We start from the raw sequence: 309 nt of genomic DNA on the forward strand, positions 1-309 counted from the left end.
CGGATCCGCAGCAGCGGTTGCTGCTGGAGACGTCCTGGGAACTGCTGGAGCGGGCGGGCATCGACCCGACGTCGCTGAAGGGGCAGCCGGTCGGCGTGTACGCCGGTCTGATGAACCTCGACTACGCGCACCACGTGCTCCACCTCCCGGAGGGGCTGTAGGGTTAGTACGGCATCGGCAACTCGGGTTCGGTGGCGTCGGGCCGCATCTCCTACGCCCTCGGGCTGGAGGGTCCGTCGGTGACGGTGGACACGGCCTGCTCGTCGTCGCTGGTGGCGCTGCACCTGGCGGCGCAGGCGCTGCGTGACG

General features: G+C 70.2%; 1 pseudogene. It reads left to right on the top strand.

Annotation, left to right across the window (positions count from 1 at the left end):
• Positions 1–309 (top strand): annotated as a pseudogene (locus PUR61_RS09140) (beta-ketoacyl synthase N-terminal-like domain-containing protein); the annotation flags it as partial.

Source organism: Streptomyces sp. BE20 (assembly GCF_036322525.1).
GTDB lineage: Bacteria > Actinomycetota > Actinomycetes > Streptomycetales > Streptomycetaceae > Kitasatospora.